The sequence below is a fragment of the Loigolactobacillus iwatensis genome, assembly GCF_003950295.1.
GTDB classification, from domain to species: Bacteria; Bacillota; Bacilli; order Lactobacillales; family Lactobacillaceae; genus Loigolactobacillus; species Loigolactobacillus iwatensis.
The window spans coordinates 1-18,957 of the sequence record NZ_RHNP01000001.1 but is presented as its reverse complement, the minus strand read 5'-3'; the positions used below and the strand labels follow the sequence as shown (position 1 = coordinate 18,957).

Sequence of the window (18,957 nt, the reverse complement as noted above, 5' to 3'; positions counted from 1 at the left end):
TGTAAGTTCATTATCATAACTTTATTAAACCACTTTTTAAGAATGATTCCAAGTTGAAACTAGCAACTTAATTATAAAAATAATTAAGCCTAAGTAAAACAAGTATTAACCCTGGCTAGATTTGAAAATCACTTTTGTTAGTATTAGTTCGAACAAAGTGAAAATGAGTTTAAAAATTTGAGGCCTTTACTTTTATTAAAATGAAAACTATAATTTATTGAGTATTTAGTAATAATTGTTCTAAATTACATATTGAAAAAATTTATCAATTTAATACGTGATAAGTGAGTTAAGGGGGATCTACATAATGGCAGGCAACACAATTTCTGCAGGGAAAAAAGGGTATAACCGATTTTGGTTTATCTTAACGTTATTAGCAGGAACGTTTACAATGTCAATCAGTCAGTCAGCACTATCGACGGCCTATCCGACTTTGATGAGGTATTTTAATATTCCGGCGTCAACGGTTCAGTGGTTGACAACAGGCTTCATGTTAGTTATGAGTGTCATGATGCCAGTTAGTCCATGGTTGTTAAATAATGTACCATTTAAGTGGCTTTATCTGGGAGTATTAGCTATTTTTGACCTAGGTACGTTAATTATCCTACTGGCACCTAATTTTGCGGTCATGATGACGGGTCGTGTTATGGAAGCAATTGCAGTTGGTGTTTTGTTTCCATCTTACCAAACAGTTATGTTATCGATTACACCGGAAAGTAAACGTGGGACAACAATGGGGCTGGCAGGCCTTGTTATGGGTTCTGCACTGGCAGTTGGTCCGATTATCTCAGGAATTGTTTTACGCTTAACGACTTGGCAAGGACTATTTGTTGTCTTTATGGTTATTATCACCGCCGTTTTTATTTTGGGGATATTCCAAATTAAGAGTGTTATGACGTTGAAGCCTTCAAGCATTGATTTTCTCTCAATTATTTGTTCGATTGGTTTTATCGGTATTTTGTATGTGATTAATCAAATCGGTAAACCTGGTGTTAACTGGGGAATTTATACTGTGATTTTAATTATTAGTCTGTTGATGGTTGTTGGGTTTGTTTACCGACAGCTGCACTTAACCGAACCATTACTAGAGCTACGGGTGATGAAGTCCTTTAATTACGATTTATCCGTTCTTTTAACGGCAATTTCGTATATTGCGTTGATTGTGGTGACAATTATTTTTCCACTTTACTATCAGAATGTACTCCACGTTACGCCTTTTGTTTCCGGGATGGCTTTAGTTCCAGCCGCGGTGGTACTGAGTATTTTAAATCCAATGACTGGTCGGTTGGCCGATCGGTTTGGGTTTCGCAAGGTCATGATTAGTGGGATGATTTTAATTTGTCTTGGCTGGTTAGGGTTAGTTATTTTTGCGGGGCATCTGAACATTTGGTTAATGATGGTCTTAGCTGCTGTCATTGAAGGTGGAAATGCCTTTGTTATGATGCCAGCTGTAACCTTAGGGGCTAATTCTTTACCAGATGACTTGATTGCCCACGGTACTGCCGTTATCACTACTGTTCGCCAAATATTGGGGTCAACCGGGGTTGCGGTTGCTACTTTAATTTTAGCTAACGTTACGGCCAGTCATTTAAATCAGGGAAGTATTAGGTCCGTTGCCGCACTTGCCGGTTACCATAGCGTTTTTGTAACTTTCTTGATCATTGAATTAATCGGGCTTGGACTGGCTTTCTTACTTCGTGGCAAAACGAAGCAAACTGCTTAAGTTATTTTGTAATATATAGTCGTTTTTGATTAAACACTGGTAAATGTAAAAATAGTTCTGCTTAAAATGTTGAAGGATGCCACAAAGGCCGCCAACATTTCTAAGCAGAACTATTTTTAATCTGGAACGTGCGCCAAAACCGACTTTTGTCCCACTCCTAAACTAGCACGTTAATCATTATGCATCTGAATAACAATTTTTCCTTGAACGTGCCCTGTTTCGCTTAAACGGTGGGCAACATTTAAACCAATTTCAGAAAATGGGAGTGTACGGGCGATTGGAACCTGTAATTTATTGGCCGCCAATAATTCGGCCAGTTGTTGTAAGTCAGTCCCCTTAGGCTCTAGCCAAAAATGATGGCCAACTAATTTAAGCTTTGTCATTAACTCATTATCAATATTTTCAACGATCGAGGCAACGTGACCACCAGTTTTTAAAACTTTGTAGCTATCAGTTAAGGCATCCCCGCCCACTAAATCTAAAACGGCGTCAAAGTCCTTTAGTGTTTCGCTGGGCCTCGTTTCGTGATAATCGATGACTGTCTCTGCACCTAATGATTTAACAAAGTCACTATGGTTAGGGCTAGCAGTGGTTGTAACGTGCGCACCGACCAGGTTTGCTAACTGAATGGCAAAACAACCTACGCCTCCGGAACCGCCAGTGATTAAGATATTTGCGCCGGATTGCAATTTGAGAACGTTATGAATTGTTTGCCAGGCGGTTAGACCAGCAAGCGGGACAGCCGCTGCCTGACTAAAGCTGATATTAGCTGGTTTTTTGGCCAGCTTATCTTGGTTAATTGCAGTGTATTCAGCGTAAGTACCTTCACGACTTAAATCAGGACGCGCAAAAACAGCATCACCAACATTGAAGTCGTGCACATTTTCGCCAATGGCCTCAATTGTCCCGGCGGCATCCCAGCCCAAGGTAATTGGAAAATGAAACGGAAAGGCATCTTTTAGCAGGCCAGTTCGCATTTTCCAATCAATCGGGTTAACTGAAGTGGCGTGTAGTTTAACTAAGACCTGGTCAGCAGTGATTTCAGGCATCGAAATTTCTGCCGCCGTGAGCTGCTTTGCGTCACCGTAATGATTTATGACAATTGCTTCCATCTGCTTTGCTCCTTACCCTTATTTTACTTTTTGCTTTATTATACCACGTTGAATACCACTAATTTTTGACCAATAAAAGGGTGAAATTTGACCAAATTATGAACTTTATCATTGAAAAAACCTACTTATATGAGATTAATGTGACAATTGTTGCAAGTCAGTTAAATCGTGCGCGTTTCTATTGTTGTTTGGATAAATAAATGCTAAATTATTCTTATCGAAACAATAAGAAATAAGGAATGAACAATGACTAAAATTGATATTCAAAAAAAATACTTACAGTGTGTAGCGTACATGATAGCAAAGGTTAAAACATTTGATGAAGGCTTTCAGGAATATGAACGCAAACACGAAATTATCGTTAATGACCCAGAAATAACAACCACCGACTTGAAACTTTCACAACAAAATTTTGCCCGTAGTTTAGAAAATTACAAACGTTTTGTGGCTCGTTTTTCGGCCTTAGATTGTCCGGAACAATACGGCGCCCAACATCGCGCAATGGCAATGAATTTTGAAGCCTATACCCAGGCTATGGCACTGATTGTTGCGGCATTAGAACCCGAAAAACGCTCCTTAAACGTATTACGTTATCAGGAAGGTTGCCAGAAACGTGAAGCGGCCTTTGAACAAATGACTCAACTATTACAAAATAATTATCAACAAGCAGGAGTTGTTTAATATTTATCCAGAAACAGAATTTATTATTACGAGCAGTGGTTGAATGAGGATCCCGGGCATAAGTTAGTCCGATCAATCTGGCCGCTGCTTTTTATTTTGGTGAAAAATAATTCAGTAAATTAACCCAAAAGAGAATTACTTTCGCTTATAATAAAGTTGTTGGACTGGTTAGTATTTTTGCAAACTATTTTTGCAAACTATTTTGCAATAAAAATGGCTTAAATGTAGTCAAAAAGGTGGAACTCAGGCTTTTTAAATATCAGTCCAAAATGTAAATAAATAAAGGTGAATTAAATGATGAATTCAATTGAAGACCGTATCAGTAGTTATTTACAGTGGAACAGACCGGTAACCGTTGTTGTGGACGATCACCGTTTGCCAGTGATTGGGTTAATGGTTAACTCGCAAATATATATTCCGTTAAAAGCTTATTTTCAAGCACTGAATCAAAAATTAGTTGCCCAGGGTTTTAATGTCAGTGGGGATTACTTAGGTGATCAATTTGAATTTACGTTAGGAACCAAAACACTTCGGATTAATGGGATTAGTTTTCCGTTAGATCAGGCACCTTTTGGCAGCAATCAAGAGATTTACGTTAGTGCGGCCTTTGTCGCAGTTTTAACGCGCCACACTTATGAATGGGCTGCAAGTGACCGTTTAATTTTATTTTTACCACTGGATGACGCTAATTTTGAAGTTTCAATTGCAGAATTTCCACCGTTTAGTGTTTTACCAAAACAATTTCTGCATAAGGATCTTGGTGGGGATGGTCACATTCCAACTCTTTTTTGGGCTAACGCACCCAAAGAAACTAAATCTTTTGCCGTGATGTTAGGGGATGAGCACCCGATCGCGGCCGGTTATAGTTACTGGAATATTTTAGGCTTGCCAGCGAGTGCTACTGGTGTGGCCGCTAAAGATGATCTAAGTCGCGTGACACAGCGTAGCTACCGGGGAGTAGCACCAATGCAAAGTTCAGGTTATCATGAATACTTATTTTACATTTTTGCTTTAGATGAAGCCAAGGTTGCTACAACGGGCGCGTTAAACACGATTGATGATGCCAAACGGGTTTTTCACGGCCATATTCTTGACGTTGGAATTTACCCAACTTTTGCAATGCTTTAAGAGTCAACTTTTTTAGTTATCAAAAAAAGCGGCCGGTGACAAAGGTTATTTTGTCGCCGGTCGCTTTCTATCTCCGAGCATTGCGCTAGCGTGTCGCCAAAAGTCTGAATTTACGTTGCACAGTAAACTCAAAATCGACCTTTGCGTCACTCACTATTTGTGCTCTTCTAAATGTTTGCTCTTACTTATTTTCTTTATGTTTGGGGTAATCATTTTTATCGAAAAATAGTGGTTGGTCCAAACCACGTTTGAATTCAGGTTGGATGGTTACGTGGCTAATGTGGTATTTTTCTTCTAGTAGTTTTTCAATGACACAGTCAGTGTGCTCGACGCTTTCTAAATCAACATCACGCATATTGACGTGGGCCTCAAAAATGACGGTATGTTCATCAACTGACCAAACATGCAGGTGGTGGATGCTGACAACATTGGGTAATTGCAGAATATCCTGGGCCATTTCTTTGTAGTCTAACTGTGGCGCCGCCTGCATCAAAATTGAAACGGTAGTGGTAACCACGTGCCAAGCCTCACGAATAATGTAAAGTGAGACCAACAATGTGATCAAAGGATCAACCCACGTGATTGCCCATGTACGAATGATGATGGCACCAATGACAACACCTACAGAAGATAGCGTGTCGGCAAGCAAATGCAAGTAAGTTGCCTTGATGTTTAAATTATGCTTAGCACCACGATTTAATAATAAGGTTGAGCAAAGATTTGCTACGACACTAAAAAGCGCAACGTAAAACATAATTGTACCGTTAATTTTTTGTGGTGAACGTAATCTACTTGCGGCCTCAGCGATGAGTCCAACTGAAATCAGCAAAAGGATTGCCGCATTAATAAATGCAGAAAGAATTTCGGCACGTTTATAACCGTAAGTATTGACCTTAGTTTGCCGACGTAGTCCAATTCTATGAGCAATGTAAGATAAAACAATAGATAGTGCGTCACTCAGATTGTGGACGGCATCAGATAATAGTGACAAACTGCCTGAGAGTAAGCCACCGATAAATTCGATCAGTGTGATACCGGCGTTTAGAAGGGTGACCTCAAAAAAACGTTTACCAGATAAACTTGCTTCGTGCATAGACAGGACCTACTTTCTATCACTGGTTCCAAATGTTAATCGAATAATTGATGGATTAAAAATTTCGCAATTATTACGTTAGCTAGTATTTATTTAGATGATGAAAATTAATCTTTTATAATTTGAAAATATACATGTACATATATTCATATAACAAGTTAATCATAGTTGCAAATGAAGGTGTGGTCAAGCTAGAGGAGTGTGGCGCTTATATTTAAATTAAATTATATTCTATCGCTATTAAAAATAATGTTTATGCCGTTTGACCACTGAATTACACGTGGGCAGATTTGGTTAGGTTCCATTCCGGCGCTGGCGTATGGAACGCGTGACGCGTTGACAAGCTAATTTTCTTTCCGTTTAAACCCATCGGAAAAGAAAATGGATCTTGTCAATCACGCAAGGTACTAAATGACCACAATTCGGTCATCCAGTACCTTCGACACAGCTGATACGCCAGCGCCTCCATTCCACCTTGTTGGCAGTGGCTGATCCCTGATTATTGATTAATTTAATCGTTTAGTTAGTACAATTGAGGACTATTACAGGCCGCGCTAATAATCTTGCTATCACGAGCAATGGCTATTTTTATGGTAATTAGTATTTTTATCGGCCAATCATTTTTAGTAAATTGGCGGGTATGGTTGCAAGAACGTGTTACAATGTTTATTACTAGAAATGATTAAAAGGAGCGGTGTTGGTTTGGTGCACATAATTGAGCAACTGTATGGCCCATTTTTTGATTTATCTAATTGGATTAAAGTTGTCGATTCCGGCAGCGATTGGGCAATTATTTTTTCGCTAATTCTTATTGAGTGTTTACTCTCGGTGGATAATGCAGTTGTATTGGCGGCACAAACACAGTCTTTACCGACTTTGCGCCAGCAAAAGAAGGCACTGATATACGGGCTGTGGGGATCTTACCTCATGCGCTTTATCATGATCGGTTTAGGAACTTTTTTGATTCATATTTGGGCCGTAAAGGTAATTGGGGCACTGTATTTGTTGTATTTAGTTGGCCATTTTTTCTATCAGCGACACCAAAAAAAGCACACAACAACGCAAAAGCCTAAGCAGGGTAGTTCAGTACTCTGGGTGGTTGTTTTACAAGTTGTTATGATGGATGCCATTTTTTCTGTTGATTCTGTGTTGGCCGCACTAGCCATCTCGTCAAATCCAATTATTGTCTTAATCGGTGGTTTAGTTGGTATTTTGGTGATGCGAGGTGTTGCCGAATTGATTTTATCTTTTATGAAACGAATTCCAGAATTAGAACCAATGGCCTACTATTTAATTGCGTTTATCGCGATCAAACTGTTCTTATCAATTCCGCAAATTGGCATTGAAATTCCGTCGTGGTTATTCGTTATTATTTTAGTAATAGCCGTTGTAGCCACGCTGTTAGCCCATCAGGTCAACAGTCACCGTAAGCAACGTTCTCGCTCAGAGGCGAAGAAAAGTTAGCTATGGAATTAATTCAAGTAAACCTATTTTGCTAATCAACTTAGTGTTGGATTAAAGGGTTTATTCTAAAGCTCAACAATCTATTCAGAAAAACTCGTTTACCGCTAAACCGTGATTAATGAGTTTATTTTTTTGAACTATTTTTCGGAATAATTGCTTTAAAACTGCAATTTATAAGAAAAATCTGTATACTATGCTTACAAAAGTTTTTTAGATTGGAGATGATTGAAATGCACGGTATTAAGTTTGCTAAAAAATTAAACAGTCAAGAACACTGAAATCGAAAGGGAGTTTATAAACTATAATGAGTGACTATTCAGGAAAAAATACCAAACCTAGTCCCAGGTCGTTGCCGGTCTGGCAACAAACAACGAGCCAATTAAAGGCAACGTATAAAACCGATGTCGAGGTCGGTTTAACGAGTGAAGAAGCAAAGCAACGTTTTGAAAAAAATGGACCAAATGAATTATTGGCTAAAAAGCAGTCTAATTTCATTCGCTTCATTAAGCAGTTTAATAATAGTATTATTTATATTTTGGCTGTGGCAGCAATCGTTACTTTATTGATGCACCACTACTCTGATTCAATTGTTATCGGATTAGTGATCATTGCTAATGCCTTGATTGGCTATTTTCAAGAAGTTCAGGCGGATAACGCGCTAACCAAGATTCGAGAAATGCTACTATCAGAGAATTACGTTTTTCGTGATGGTGAAAAGCACCAATTGCCGGCTCGAGAATTAGTTGTTGGTGATTTGGTTAATCTTGAGGCCGGGGACGCGGTTCCTGCTGATTTACGGTTAATTTCGGCGGATAACTTCAAGGTACAAGAATCAATTTTAACTGGTGAAACTGGTTCAGTTAATAAAATTGAGGAGCCAATTGAAAAGGCCGACTTAGCGTTGGCCGATCGGCAAAATATGGCTTTTGCTTCAACCGCTGTAACCTCTGGATCGGCGTTAGGAATTGTCATCGCAACTGCGACGGATTCTGAAATTGGTCACATTCAACAAAGCGTTGTAAATGTTAAAGAAAAGCCAACACCATTAATGCAAAATTTGAATTCACTAGGAATTGGGCTTTCAATCGGCATTGTGGTGGCGGCAATTTTGCTGTTTGCCTTAGGTATGTGGACCCACGTTTATAGCTTACCGGCACTGTTGATTGCGGTCATTACAATGGTTGTTGGCTCTATGCCAGAGGGACTCCCAGCCAGCACCTCAGTTGTTTTGTCAATAGGTGTTAAAAAGATGACAACCCAGCATGCCATCGTTAAAACTTTACCGGCCGTAGAGACTTTAGGCGCGGTTGATATTGTTAATACCGATAAGACGGGGACATTAACTAAAAATGAAATGACAGTAACCCAAGTTATTACTGGCGATCATCACTATGACGTTACTGGAGTTGGTTTTACCCAAGGAGACCAGTTAGATTTAACCGGCGAGTTACAATACCATGGTAAACCATTTGCTTATCAAGATGATCCTGGACTTAACTGGTTAGTTAATATTTCCGGACAAACCACGGATGCCGCGTTGATTGAGGAAAATGGTCAATGGCAGCTCAATGGTGAACCAACGGATGGTGCGTTGACTGTACTCTACCAAAAATTGACTGGGCACACACCTGAAGTGGATGAGATTGATTCACTACCGTTTGATTCGGCGTTTCGTTTTAGTGCTCGGTTGGTTCGCTTTAATGGCGAGCACATTTTGATGGTTAAGGGGTCACCGGCGACGCTTGGCAAAATGGCGGCCGCTGGGAATCCTGATTTTGATGATAGTCACTGGGAACGTAATTTAACACGTTTGGCCAATGATGGTCTGCGGGTTGTGGCCTTGGGTTACCAGCGTGTGCCTGAAGCAATGACGACCATCACGCGTGAACAAATTGGGGCCGGCCTACAGTTGGTTGGTATGGTGGGTATTATGGATCCACCACGAGAGGAAACCGTTTCGTCGATTAAAGAATTGCGTCAGGCTGGTGTAAAAGTTAAGATGATCACCGGTGATCATCCGGATACTGCGGGAGCCATTGCCAAGCGTTTGGGCCTAGATGATCAAATTAGCGCGATCACAGGTCCCGAAATCAATGAGATGAATGACGAGCAGTTAAAGAACTGCATTGATGATTACAACGTTTTCGCCCGGACAACGCCGGCCGATAAATTACGAATTGTTAATGCTCAGCAGGCAAATGGGCACGTTGTATCAATGACGGGTGATGGCGTTAATGATGCTGCGGCCTTGAAGCAAGCCAATATTGGTGTGTCAATGGGAATTAAAGGAACCGAAGTTGCCAAAGAGGCGGCCAATATGGTTCTGGCCAATGATGATTTTGCAACAATTGTTAAGGCTGTTCGTGAGGGCCGCCACGTTTTTGATAATATTAGAAAGACCATTCGTTTCTTATTACCAACAAGTTTTGCGGAAGGCTTAATTGTCATGATCAGTATTTTAATGGGCCAAGAGTTGCCGTTATTCCCAACACAGTTACTTTGGATTAACATGGTATCGGCCCTAACGATTCAATTTGCCTTTATTTTTGAACCGCCAGAAGATGGCATTATGACCCGGGGACCACGTAATGTAAAAGCTGGTTTACTAAATCGGCTGGATATTATCGAAATTGCCTATGTCTCAGTGCTAATCGCCGGTTTAGGGATAATTGCTTTTGATTTTGCGACTCGTGCTGGAATGTCCGTTGCGTTAGGTAGTACCATGACCCTGAATATTGTGATTTTTGGGAAGATTTTCTACTTATTTAACCTGCGTAACGCACACCCAGTGATTTCGAAACACTTTTTTGAAAATAAGATGGCCTTTATTATCGTTGGCATTTTATTATTACTTCAAGTTGGGATTATTTATTTGCCATTTATGCAATCAATTTTCCACACTGCGTCAATTAATTTCTTTTATGGCTGGGTAATTCCGGCAATCGCAGGGGTTATTGTCTTAGTTATTACGGAAATTGGTAAGTTGTGGCGGATAAAGCATGCTGCATAATGACTAATAGTCGGTAAAATAGGTACTGACAAAATTTTGAACAGATTGGCTCGCTACACATAAATAACGATATGATAAGTGTTTAAAGAAAGTTCAATTATTGATTAGAGATTAGAATAATTACCCTTTCTGCTGAATAGGTGTAGGTAAATGATTAATACTAAGTTAGAAAAAGCGATTAAAGACAAAATAATTTTGCCTTTAATCGCTTTTTTTCGCCAATTTTCTTTTTATTGGGTCACTGGTAAAGCATGTATTAATATAATTAAATTTTAAAATTAAGTTTATTATTTTTAATTATCATAATGTGTATTTTAATAATAAATTAGATATACCAAACTTTTTATTGATAAATTATAACTAAAGCGTATAATTGATTTTGGTTAGGAATAGAAAAAGGAGATGCTTTATGGGTAAGGAGAAAAATCAGCAGAAAAAGAAGCAAGGATTAATTCATTACGCTAACGGACCATCGCTGGAGGAAATTAATGGGTCAGTGGAGGTACCTAAAGGAAAGGGATTTTTAAAGACACTTTTCATGTACTCTGGGCCTGGTGCACTAGTTGCTGTTGGTTATATGGATCCAGGTAACTGGTCAACTTCAATTACGGGTGGTCAAAATTTTCAATATTTATTAATGTCTGTTATTTTAATGTCAAGTTTAATTGCGATGTTGTTGCAATATATGGCAGCTAAACTTGGAATTGTAAGTCAGATGGATTTGGCCCAGGCAATTCGAGCTCGAACGAGTAAATCATTGGGAATTGTTTTATGGCTTCTAACTGAATTGGCGATTATGGCGACTGATATTGCTGAAGTTATCGGTGCTGCTATAGCCTTATACTTGTTATTTCATATTCCATTAATTGTTGCCGTTTTTATTACCGTTTTTGATGTTTTATTATTGCTATTATTGACGAAAATTGGTTTTAGAAAGATTGAGGCAATTGTGGTTGCCTTAATTCTAGTTATTTTATTTGTATTTATTTATCAAGTAGCACTATCTGACCCTGACTGGGCTGACGTTATAAAAGGATTTGTGCCAACAGCCGATACATTTTCAAGTTCACATAGTATTGGTGGTCAGACACCATTATCTGGGGCATTAGGGATCATTGGTGCTACGGTCATGCCACATAATCTGTATCTACACTCGGCAATTTCACAAACACGTAAGATTGATCATAATGATGAAGAGGATGTAGCACGTACCGTTCGCTTCACAACCTGGGATTCTAATATTCAACTAACGGCTGCCTTTTTCGTTAATGCGTTACTTTTAATTATGGGCGTTGCCGTATTTAAAACAGGTGCCGTTAAGGATCCATCCTTTTTTGGCCTATTTCAGGCTTTGTCGGATACATCAACGTTAAGTAACGGGCTCTTAATTCATGTTGCTCGTTCAGGTATTTTGTCTGTTCTGTTTGCAGTAGCGCTTTTGGCCTCAGGACAGAATTCAACTATTACGGGAACGTTGACGGGACAGGTTATTATGGAAGGCTTTATTCATATGAAGATGCCGCTTTGGTTACGGCGTTTAATAACGCGACTGATCTCTGTTATTCCAGTTTTAATCTGTGTTATGATGACTAGCGGAAAAAGTGCGATAGATGAGCATAGAGCGTTGAATACATTGATGAATAATTCTCAAGTCTTTCTGGCTTTTGCTCTGCCATTCTCAATGTTGCCATTATTAATGATGACTGATAGTGCCACAGAAATGGGTAATCGTTTTAAAAATACGCTTTGGGTTAAAATACTTGGTTGGATTTCTGTTGTTGGCCTAACTTATTTAAATTTAATTGGTCTTCCAAGTCAGATTAGGGCGTTCTTTGGCGATCAGGCTTCTAAAACCGAGTTGGTTTTTGCTAATAATATAGCTTATATTTTAATTATTGCAGTCTTTGCTTTACTTATTTGGACAGTTTGTGATCTATATCGTGGTAATAAACGCTATGTTGCCAGACTTAAGAGTGAAGTAAACTAAGGAGTGTTTGGAAAAGCGTCCAGGCTATGAGCATTAGTCTAGATTGATAAATAATTCACGTAGTGGATTATTTGGCGATCGTAACTAAGCGCAGGGACCTGCTTTTTCAAACACGTTTACACCAAATTGGTCAGGAGAATACTAATAGAAGTATTTTCCAAACATGGCCTAGGGAATGGAGTGAGTAAGTTATGGAAGACGAATCAAAAATAATTTTGGTTGGCGTGGATGATTCACCGGATGCTCAAATTGCTTTTCGCTATGCTATGAAGCAAGCAAAAAATGAAATGGCCGAATTAGACATAGTTTCAATCCTTGAAACCGATAATATTAACGTCTATGAGGCTTTAAGCAAAGATTTTATACATGGTAAACGGCAGGCTTTAGAAGAACATTTGCAGGACTACCGAAACATGGCAAAAAAAGTTGGAATCAAGAAAGTTCAAACAATCGTGGCCGAGGGAAATCCTGGTGAGACAATTGTTAATGATATTATTCCAAAGATTAAACCTGATCTACTAATTATTGGTTCACTAGGTAAGAAAGGTGTTCGTAAATATTTTGGGTCACAGGCTGCTTATATGGCAAAGTACGCACCGATTTCTGTTATGATCGTGCGTTAGGCCAATAATTTTCAGGCCGAATAAAATCAAAATGCAGGTTAAATATTATGACTTAAATTTAAATAGTTTAACTAATAAAGAGTTATCGGAATCAAATCGGCTTTTACGTAAGTGTTTCAGAGTGGGTATCTTTACAATACTTTTCTTGACCAAATTAATAGTAGTTGGTTTTTAATTATTAATTGAAACTGCTCTTAGCAAATTTATTTAAAAAGTGACTGGCGCAAATCAAAAATAGTGCTACAATATATAGTGCTGATAAATATTAGCTCACAATATATTGTGTTATTAATGGCTGGCCAGCTATTTCATTAAATTATCAATGAGCAGGGAGAGACTATTGTGAGTAACTATATTAAGTTTTTAAGGCACCAATTAAAAGGGTGGCCACAACAAAATTACTATTTGTTTTTCTTTAGTGTTGGTTGTCAGGTTATGACGTTGGTCAATCAAAGAATTACTTGGTTGACGTTGGTTACCTTTATCGGAACGACACTTGGTGTTTTATGTATTTTAGCAATTAATGCGGCTAAATCAGTTAATGGTTGGTTAGGCATTTTATCGGCCATTTGTTTTATTATTACCGGATATGCGGCCGGCAACTACCTTAGCATTGGTGAACAGTTGGCGTATATGATTACGTTGGATATTCCTGTACTCTTAAGCGTTAATTGGAACGTTAATATGGTCTCAAAGATTAGAAAATTTAATGGATCAACTTGGGCGATTGCTATTATTTCAACGATTATTGTTTATTTTGTTTCTGGTTTTGTCATTGGTCGGTTTACAAATGACCCCCGACCTTGGATTGATGCCATCAGTTTCTCCATCAGCTTAACGGCCGGCGTAATCTGCTTCTTACGTTACAATAACCAATACATTTGGTGGCTGGCATCTGGTTTAGCACAGATGGTCTTATGGTTTGTTTCATTCAAGCAAGGATCAGCAACTCTCGCTATGTTTGTAAACAGTTCAATTTATTTAATTAATGATATTTTAGCATTTACGATTTCACCATGGTACAACAAAAAAGAACGTGCTCGTTTAGTAAAGCAGGAAGCTGCCTACGCTAAAACAAGTAGCACGGTAAATAATTAAAAATTTTAAATCGGCGCTGGTTAGTAAATTGAAAATCCTTTAGGGATAATTAAATTTGCTAATCAGTGTTTTTTTGTCTAAATAGATTTAGTTACGTCCTTGTCCAAATGATGATATAGTAGTTTTAGATTGTAGATCTATGGCTAGATTGGCCGATTAAAACAATTCAAATTTTATCTTTAAATTTCTCAATAAATTTAGGCCGAAATTCGGCAGTATTAAATTGCATTTTACGACTAAAGGCGTTAAACTGAATTTAATGACAAACGTGTGTTCGGCAAAAAAGAAAGCGTGAGCTAAATGGCAACAAAGAGTATTGCTAATCATGATGGCACGACTGCCAAGAACGAAACAGAACGACAGGCTGCATTAGACCACGCCTTAAAGAAGATTCGTCAAAGCTTTGGGCAAGGCGCTGTAATGCGCATGGGTGAGAATACAAGTACCCGGATCGAAACAAACTCGACTGGTATTTTATCATTAGATGTTGCTTTGGGTGTTGGTGGATTTCCTAAGGGGCGGATTATTGAAATCTATGGTCCTGAATCAAGTGGGAAGACAACGTTAGCATTAGCGGCAACTGCATCGGTTCAACGTAACGGGGGAACCGTTGCTTATATTGATGCCGAAAATGCAATGGACCCTAAGTACGCACAGCAATTAGGTGTTAACATCGATCAGTTGCTGTTATCACAACCAGACTCCGGTGAAGAAGGGCTAGCTATTGCTGACGCACTGGTGGCAAGTAGTGCAGTTGATCTAGTTGTTGTTGATTCGGTTGCGGCATTAACACCACAAGCCGAAATCAATGGTGAAATGGGTGACGCCCACGTTGGTCTACAAGCACGAATGATGTCCCAAGCACTCCGCAAGTTATCTGGTGAGATTAACCGAACTAAAACAACGGTTATTTTCATTAATCAATTACGGGAAAAGATTGGGGTTATGTTTGGTAATCCTGAAACAACCCCTGGTGGCCGTGCGTTGAAGTTTTACGCAACCATTCGTCTGGACGTAAGACGTGGTGAGAAGATTAAGAACGGAACTGAAATAATTGGTAACCAAATTAAGATTAAGGTCGCTAAGAATAAAGTAGCGGCGCCTTTTAAGGTTGCCGAAATTCAAAACTATTATGGCAAGGGCTTTTCCGCCGTTGGGGACGTGCTTGGTCTAGCAGTTGAAAATGATATCGCTAAGAAGTCAGGCGCTTGGTATAGTTATAAGGGTGAACGAATTGGGCAAGGACTGCCTAATTCAACGGCCTATTTAACTGATCACCCTGATTTATTAGATGAGATGTCAAAAGAAGTGCGGGCAAAGTTACTACCTGAAGTGGACGAAAAGGCTACCGATAAGCCAAAGCAGAAAACGCCAGAAGAGTAATTTTGTAATGAAAAAATACGTAGAAAGTGATTTTCTAGGATCGATAACTAACCGGCCTAAAGAATACTTTTTGCGTTTTTTATTTTTTAAAAATAAATTAGTTAATTCAGCGTATCTTATTAATAAGATACGTTGTTTGTCGAGGCCGGGACAAAAGTTCTGGCCGCTGACTATTCCCGGGCATTACTCTAGAACGTAAACCTAAAACCGACTTTGTTCCACTCTGCTCTATCATCATTTACTTGACGCTGTTTGAATCAAGCAAATGATGATAAGGTTGCAGATTAGTTACGGATACTACATTGCTCTAAAGTAGATGCTAAGAAGGGGCCCATGTTTTTTGAAAGGAGAACTAGATGTGGAAGCTACGGTTGATTTAACGATTGGAGATGAGTTCATTTTAATGAATTTATCTGAAACACAAATTATTTTGTTGCAAAATGGCATTGTTAAGGTTAACCGATTGTACTCAAGTCAGTTATTAGCATTAACGACTTTTCAAAAGATTAGCTATCAATTATTTAATGACGCCAAGAATTTTTTACAGGGAGGGACATTCAAACAAAGCTATACAACTTTGTTTGATGAATGACAGTAATTTACTGAAGAAAATATGCCTAAGATGCTGGTTCTTAAACAACTTCAAAGATTGGCGAAAGCGGCCGCCTATACTTCAGCTATGGTTCAGAAAAATAAAAAGAAGGTTACGACAGAAATTACCTAGTCGTAGCCTTCTTTTTAATTCGATAAAGAAAGACAGCATATTTCTATAATTAAATAGACTAACCGATTAAGATAGGTTTAATCATAATTATACGAGGAGGCTAATCTATGTTTGAAAATCAGTACCAGAATTTTCATTTTTGTGGCAATAAATTAGTTCAGCAACTTAGTTCAGAACAGGATGAAGTTATTTATGAAGTTAGCTGCAGCAGTATGCAGTACTTAATTCATTTAGTTGGCCGGGTTTGCTTTTTACCACTTGGTGCGCGAATTGAAATCTTGAATCAGGTGATTACTTCGCAAACCGATAAATCGGCCAAAGAACTTTACATTACTGATCAGACATTAACTCAGTATCTTTAAAGAAGCCCATTTAATGCCCAATCAGCATATTAATTGCTTGGTAGAGGCAAAATCATTTAAGCTTAGATTGTAGCAAAGAAGAATAGACTTTTAAAAGAAAGGGTGATTAGAATGCTTCATATGATCTGGGTTCTTATTATAGGTGCTGTTATTGGTGTAATAGCAGGTGCTATTACAAGTCGTGATATGCCACTAGGCTGGATTGGAAACATTATCGCCGGTTTAGTTGGTTCCTGGTTAGGTGAAAGTCTACTAGGTAGCTGGGGCCCGCACATTGCCGACATGGCGATTTTCCCTTCGATTCTTGGAGCAATTGTGCTTGTCTTAATTGTTTCGTTCTTGTTCGGTCTACGAAAGAAGAAAACTTAAGGGAGGTGCTACTATGCGCGGTAGAACAAAGGGCGTACTCCTTTTACTCAGTCTACTCGGCATTTTGCAAACAGTTTGGTTTACAGCACTGATCTATCCATTACCTTATCTGTCCAATGAAATTATTCAGTGGCAAAACACGTATGATTGGGTACGCTGGATTGGTCTAATTCTTGGTATTATCAGTGGCTTAATATTTTTAGGCCTACTGTTAATTGCGTTGTTTCGCCGACAAACAACTAATCAGCTGACCTACCAAACTGATCGGGGGCAACTTAATATCAATCAAAAATCCGTTGAAAAATCCGTTCAGTATGCAGTTGCTAGTAAACATAATGCAAGAAATGTTAGTGCAACTGTTCGGCTAAATAAGCGTAAGAAGACCGCCACTGCCCTAGTTGAGGCCGTAACTAGTGACACTAAAAATTTAGTTCACGAAAGCCAGCAAATTGAGCAAACGGTAAGTAAGACTTTGAGCGCTAGTTTAGGTGTCCCGGTGAAAAAGGTAACGGTTAATTTGAAACCGGCTGAACGTGGACGCGGCGTCCGCGTTGTCTAGTGATGAGGTGATATTATGACGAACGGTACAATCGGCGCAATCATTGGCGTTATTGTTGGATTAATTTGGATTATGTTGGGCTTTATTGATTTAATCATTATTGCGTTACTAGCGTTGGTCGGTTTTCTGATTGGTAAGTACGTTAAAGGTGGGCAAACAATCAGAGTTTGGCTTAACCAATTACTAGATCGTTAGATAGATGAAAGGAGCTGTGGCAATGGATACAACAACGTCAGTTAAGAATCGTAAATTAACGTTTGACGATAGTGTTATTAAAAAAATTGCTGGCTCAGTGGCCAGTGATATTGAAGGAATCCTATCAATGAACGGTGGATTTCTGAGTGATATTGCGGATCGTTTCCGCAGTGATACTAACCCGACGAAAGGTATTGGCGCCGAGGTTGGTGAACGTCAAGTTGCATTAGACATGGAAGCAACTTTGGAATATGGTGCTGATGCGCAACAAATTTTTGACCAACTCTGCGATCAAATTCACACATCGTTGAAACAAATGACTGGGCTGGAATTAGTTGAGCTTAATCTAAACGTGATTGACATTATGTCTAAACGCGAGTGGGCCAATCACACTAAAGAAGGCAAAGAAGAGACTAAAGATCGAGTTAACTAATTTTGAAAAACGAGAGGATGATTTTAATGGCACAAGTAATTAAAGATTCGCCAAAGGTGGACCAAGTTGAAAGTCAGTTAGTTTATACTGAATCCGTTCTTGCCAAAATTGTTGGCAAAACAATTAATGATGTCCCGGGCATTTTATCAGTCCAAGGCAACGTCATTGATGATATTGCGGATCGATTCCGCAGCGACGAAGACCCAACAAAAGGCGTTAAAATAGATTTGGATAATGATAATCATACCGCTACAGTTGACCTTGAAACAACGTTGGAGTATGGCAAAAATGCGCCAAGAGTTTTCGATGAGGCTATTCACAAAATTCAAGAAGCAATCAGTAATATGACTGACGTAACCATAACGGAAATTAAAATGACCGTGAAGGATATGCTTACTAAAGAGGAATGGCGTGAATCGCAGAATCAGACTCAAAAAGATAAAGATAATCAATAGTAAAAAAAAGCGAGTGCTATAACTGGCCGAAATTGGCGATTATAGCACTCGTTTTATGTATTAAAATAGCTGCCTAGACGTTGATTGGTAAATTATGGTCCCGTAAGACAGCGTTTGTTGCTTCTTTGAAAGCCTGCTTATTTTGCGGGTCCTCTGGTTGATCATGTAACTTATTTTCGGCAATGGCCCAACGAACAACATTATCAGTAACGAAGAGCTCATCGTTATCAACAATCAGTTGGTATTTAGTTGCTAGCATTTGTTCCAAGTCTTTGAAGCGGCGGCGATTAGAAACTTCGCGAAAACTTTCACCGGTTGCTTTATTGGTTGCCCGAAAGATGAGTAATGGCGACTCACGGGCACCTTCTTTGAGCATGTTACGTAATTTTTCAAACTCTGTTTTCTTTGCCAAGCGATAACCTTCTTTCTTTTTAATCTCTCTGATTTGATTTTACGCAGGATGGTTAATTGGTGCAAGCTGGGGAGTGTACAATATTTTGTGTAAATAGTAATTGAAAAGGGAAGACCTTCCCCGTATGATTAAATCGCCAAACATAA

General features: G+C 38.9%; 19 protein-coding genes. 16 read left to right on the top strand and 3 right to left on the bottom strand.

Annotated elements, in window-relative coordinates:
- Positions 1-307: 307 nt before the first annotated feature.
- Positions 308-1,723 carry an MFS transporter gene (locus EKM98_RS00095; RefSeq protein ID WP_125979606.1) on the top strand — a complete coding sequence of 472 codons (1,416 nt, stop codon included), beginning with the start codon at positions 308-310 and terminating at the stop codon, positions 1,721-1,723.
- 170 nt (positions 1,724-1,893) lie between these two features.
- Here EKM98_RS00095 and EKM98_RS00090 read toward each other — a convergent pair whose 3' ends face one another.
- Complete coding sequence (locus EKM98_RS00090) at positions 1,894-2,835, bottom strand: NADP-dependent oxidoreductase (RefSeq protein WP_125979604.1); 942 nt, start codon at positions 2,833-2,835, stop codon at positions 1,894-1,896.
- Positions 2,836-3,081: 246 nt separating this feature from the next.
- On the opposite strand from EKM98_RS00090, the gene EKM98_RS00085 reads away from it, so the two are divergent.
- On the top strand, positions 3,082-3,516 hold the full coding sequence (locus EKM98_RS00085) for a hypothetical protein (protein ID WP_125979602.1): 435 nt from the start codon (positions 3,082-3,084) through the stop codon (positions 3,514-3,516).
- Between the two features lie 294 nt (positions 3,517-3,810).
- Positions 3,811-4,644, top strand: a complete 834-nt coding sequence (locus tag EKM98_RS00080) for a stalk domain-containing protein (RefSeq protein WP_125979600.1) — start codon at positions 3,811-3,813, stop codon at positions 4,642-4,644.
- 181 nt (positions 4,645-4,825) lie between these two features.
- On the opposite strand, the gene EKM98_RS00075 is transcribed toward EKM98_RS00080, so the two are convergent.
- Positions 4,826-5,737 (bottom strand): cation diffusion facilitator family transporter, encoded by a 912-nt coding sequence (locus EKM98_RS00075; RefSeq protein ID WP_125979598.1) that lies wholly within the window; start codon positions 5,735-5,737, stop codon positions 4,826-4,828.
- 702 nt (positions 5,738-6,439) lie between these two features.
- Between EKM98_RS00075 and EKM98_RS00070 the strand changes: the two genes are divergently transcribed.
- The 13 genes from EKM98_RS00070 (at position 6,440) to EKM98_RS00010 (ending at position 18,399) form a co-directional block, all read left to right on the top strand.
- Entirely contained in the window at positions 6,440-7,201 is a 762-nt protein-coding gene (locus tag EKM98_RS00070; protein ID WP_125979596.1) for a DUF475 domain-containing protein, read from the top strand.
- 304 nt (positions 7,202-7,505) lie between these two features.
- On the top strand, positions 7,506-10,211 hold the full coding sequence (locus EKM98_RS00065) for an HAD-IC family P-type ATPase (RefSeq protein ID WP_125979595.1): 2,706 nt from the start codon (positions 7,506-7,508) through the stop codon (positions 10,209-10,211).
- Between the two features lie 409 nt (positions 10,212-10,620).
- Positions 10,621-12,198, top strand: coding sequence for an Nramp family divalent metal transporter (locus EKM98_RS00060; RefSeq protein ID WP_125979593.1), 1,578 nt, complete (start codon positions 10,621-10,623; stop codon positions 12,196-12,198).
- Positions 12,199-12,389: 191 nt separating this feature from the next.
- Complete coding sequence (locus EKM98_RS00055; RefSeq protein WP_125979591.1) at positions 12,390-12,821, top strand: universal stress protein; 432 nt, start codon at positions 12,390-12,392, stop codon at positions 12,819-12,821.
- Positions 12,822-13,163: 342 nt separating this feature from the next.
- Complete coding sequence (gene pnuC, locus EKM98_RS00050; protein WP_068226111.1) at positions 13,164-13,919, top strand: nicotinamide riboside transporter PnuC; 756 nt, start codon at positions 13,164-13,166, stop codon at positions 13,917-13,919.
- Between the two features lie 300 nt (positions 13,920-14,219).
- Positions 14,220-15,302: a recombinase RecA gene (gene recA / locus EKM98_RS00045; RefSeq protein WP_125979589.1), complete on the top strand. Its 1,083-nt coding sequence runs from the start codon at positions 14,220-14,222 to the stop codon at positions 15,300-15,302.
- 358 nt (positions 15,303-15,660) lie between these two features.
- A complete protein-coding gene (locus EKM98_RS00040; protein ID WP_068226113.1) occupies positions 15,661-15,894 on the top strand; it encodes a hypothetical protein in 234 nt (77 codons plus the stop codon).
- Between the two features lie 239 nt (positions 15,895-16,133).
- Entirely contained in the window at positions 16,134-16,388 is a 255-nt protein-coding gene (locus tag EKM98_RS00035; RefSeq protein ID WP_125979587.1) for a hypothetical protein, read from the top strand.
- A gap of 111 nt (positions 16,389-16,499) precedes the next feature.
- Positions 16,500-16,757 (top strand): GlsB/YeaQ/YmgE family stress response membrane protein, encoded by a 258-nt coding sequence (locus EKM98_RS00030; protein WP_125979585.1) that lies wholly within the window; start codon positions 16,500-16,502, stop codon positions 16,755-16,757.
- 13 nt (positions 16,758-16,770) lie between these two features.
- On the top strand, positions 16,771-17,316 hold the full coding sequence (gene amaP / locus EKM98_RS00025) for an alkaline shock response membrane anchor protein AmaP (protein WP_125979583.1): 546 nt from the start codon (positions 16,771-16,773) through the stop codon (positions 17,314-17,316).
- A 15-nt stretch (positions 17,317-17,331) separates the two neighbouring features.
- On the top strand, positions 17,332-17,511 hold the full coding sequence (locus EKM98_RS00020; RefSeq protein WP_068226117.1) for a DUF2273 domain-containing protein: 180 nt from the start codon (positions 17,332-17,334) through the stop codon (positions 17,509-17,511).
- 22 nt (positions 17,512-17,533) lie between these two features.
- On the top strand, positions 17,534-17,944 hold the full coding sequence (locus EKM98_RS00015) for an Asp23/Gls24 family envelope stress response protein (protein WP_125979580.1): 411 nt from the start codon (positions 17,534-17,536) through the stop codon (positions 17,942-17,944).
- Positions 17,945-17,970: 26 nt separating this feature from the next.
- Positions 17,971-18,399 (top strand): Asp23/Gls24 family envelope stress response protein, encoded by a 429-nt coding sequence (locus EKM98_RS00010; RefSeq protein WP_125979577.1) that lies wholly within the window; start codon positions 17,971-17,973, stop codon positions 18,397-18,399.
- Positions 18,400-18,472: 73 nt separating this feature from the next.
- Here EKM98_RS00010 and EKM98_RS00005 read toward each other — a convergent pair whose 3' ends face one another.
- Positions 18,473-18,811, bottom strand: coding sequence for a hypothetical protein (locus EKM98_RS00005; protein WP_225359743.1), 339 nt, complete (start codon positions 18,809-18,811; stop codon positions 18,473-18,475).
- Positions 18,812-18,957: the final 146 nt, after the last annotated feature.